Origin of the sequence: Actinoplanes cyaneus (assembly GCF_016862095.1) — a bacterium.
Classification (GTDB): Bacteria; Actinomycetota; Actinomycetes; order Mycobacteriales; family Micromonosporaceae; genus Actinoplanes; species Actinoplanes cyaneus.
In genome coordinates this window covers 1-2711 of the sequence record NZ_BOMH01000139.1, presented here as the reverse complement: position 1 = coordinate 2711, position 2711 = coordinate 1, and the positions used below count along the sequence as shown (strand labels likewise).

Annotated in this window: 1 protein-coding gene; it reads right to left on the bottom strand. The window is 67.8% G+C overall.

What is annotated here, in order from left to right; all coding sequences use genetic code 11:
- Window positions 1–2711: non-ribosomal peptide synthetase (locus Acy02nite_RS45995; protein WP_203756681.1), on the bottom strand; the 2711-nt coding region annotated here is incomplete at both ends.

Here is a 2711-nt window from a genome sequence, read left to right as displayed (position 1 = left end):
AATCGATACCGAGAATCTCGGCGAACAGGCCGCACAAGATCTCCTCGGTCGCGGTCGCCGGCGCACGCCCGCCGACATCGCTGAAGTCCGGGGCCGGCAGGGCGGCATGATCGAGTTTGCCGTTCACCGTCACCGGCAGGACGTCGAGCACGACCAGCAGCGGCAGCATGTAATCCGGCAGACGCTGCGCCGCGAACTCCCGCACTACACCCGTGTTCAGGTCGCCCTGCGCAGGAACCAGATAGCCGATCAACTGGTTGTCCCGCACGATCACCGCAGCCTGCCCGACCTGCGGATGCGCCTGCAACACCGCCTGGACTTCGCCCGGCTCGATCCGGAACCCCCGCACCTTCACCTGATCATCGGCACGGCCCGCGAACATCAGCTCGCCGCCGGCGGTCCACTTCACCCGGTCGCCTGTGCGATACACCCGCTCACCGCTGCCGAACGGATCCGCGATGAACCGGGAGGCGGTCAACGCCGGCCGGCGCACATAACCACGCGCCACGCCCGGACCCGACACATACAACTCGCCGACCACACCGGCCGGCACCGGACGCAGCCATTCGTCGAGCACCAGGACCCGCACATTCGCGATCGGCCCACCGATCGACACCACATCCGACAAGGGGTGGCTCATCGTCGCGCAGACCGTTACTTCGGTCGGCCCATACGCATTGATCAACCTACGACCGGACCAGCGCTCCACCAGGCTCGGCGGACATGCTTCACCAGCCACCACCAGCGTGCCCACCGACTCCGGCAACTCGCCGACCGACGCCAGCACCGACGGCGGGACCGTCACATGCGACACCGAGAACCGCTCACAGACCTCGGCCAATGCACGCTGGGGCGGCAGCCACTCCGGCGACAGTGTCACCAACGCCGCGCCAGATGCCAGGGCAACACACAGTTCCGACACCGACGCGTCGAAACTCCACGACGCCAACTGCAGAACCCGTGAACCCGCACCGATCGCGAACCGGTCCGCCTGCGCCACCACCAGGTTGCCGACACCACGATGCGTGACCGCCACACCCTTGGGCACACCCGTCGAGCCCGACGTATAGATCACATACGCCACGTCGTCCACCGACACCGGCACCGGATCCACCACCGGCCCGGCCAACGCCTGCTCCAGCAGCAGATGCGGAACACCGGACGGCACCAGATCCACGGTCTCTGCCGTGCACACCACCAGGGCCGGGGCCGCGTCGCTCACCATGAACTCGATCCGGTCCCGCGGATACTCCGGGTCCACCGGAACAAACCCCGCACCCGCCCGGGAAACACCCAGCAACACCGACGGCACCTGCCCCGAACGAGGCACCAGCACCGCTACCAGGTCACCACGGCCGACACCCCGCCCTCGCAACGCCCCCGCGACAGCACCAGCGGCAACATCCAGCTCGGCGTACGTGACCTCGCCGGCGTCCCCGACGACCGCGACCGCGGCCGGGGACTGCACCACCTGAGCCGCGAACAACTGCGCCACCGACAACAGCGGCACCGGGCGGGCCGTGTCGTTCCACTCGCCGAGAATCCGTGACCGCTCCTGATCACCGAGCACCTCGACCGCGCCGAGCCGCAGCGACGGATCCGCGGCGACCTGCTCCAGGACCCGCACCAGACGATCAGCCAGGCCACGCGCCGTCACCTCGTCGAACAGATCCACCGCATAGACCAGCGCACCCGACAGACCAGCCGCCGCACCCGACTCCGTGCGACGCTCGGACAACGTCAACGACAGATCCACCCGAGCCGACATCCCACCCGAGCGCACCTCATGCACCCGCGTACCAGGAAGCGTCCACTGCTGATCCGGCACGTTCTGCAACGTCAACATCACCTGGAACAACGGATGCCGCGCCAGCGACCGCGTCGGATTCAGCTCCTCGACCAGCCGTTCGAACGGCACGTCCTGATGCGCGTACGCGGACAGGTCCGTCTCCCGAACCCGCGCGAGTAGATCGGCGAACGACGGATCACCCGACAGGTCCGTACGCAAAACCAGAGTGTTGACGAAGAATCCGACCAGGTCGTCGACTGCCGCATCCCCACGACCGGCAACCACCGTGCCGATCGGAACGTCGGTGCCCGCCCCCATCCGCGACAACAACACTCCTAGGGCCGCGTGCGCCACCATGAACATCGTCGAGCCGTTACGCCGGGCCAGTTCCACCAGCCGGCCGTGCGTCTCGGCATCCACCTCGATCCGAACCGCGCCGCCCTCGAACGACGCCGCCGCCGGACGCGACCGGTCGACGGGCAACGTCAGCTCCTGCGGCGCGTCCGACAGCGCCTCACGCCAATAGCCCAACTGCCCGGCGACCAGGCTCTGCTCGTCGTCGAGCTCACCGAGGACCTCGCGCTGCCACAACGCGTAATCGGCGTACTGCACCGGCAGATCAGCCCAGTCCGGAGCCCGACCCTGCCGGCGCGCCGCATACGCCGTCCGCAGATCCGCACTCAGCAAACCCATCGACCAGCCATCAACCGCAATGTGATGCGCCACCACCTGCAACACGAACTCGCCGGCACCCAACACCAGCAGACACACCCGCCACGGCAGATCAACACTCAGGTCGAACCGGGCAGCACCGTCCTCAGCCAGCACCGACGCGACATCCGCCTCGACAACCTCCGACACCAGCAACGCCGGGCGACCAGCATCGCCGTCCAGAATCTGCTGACAGGCCACCCCATTCACT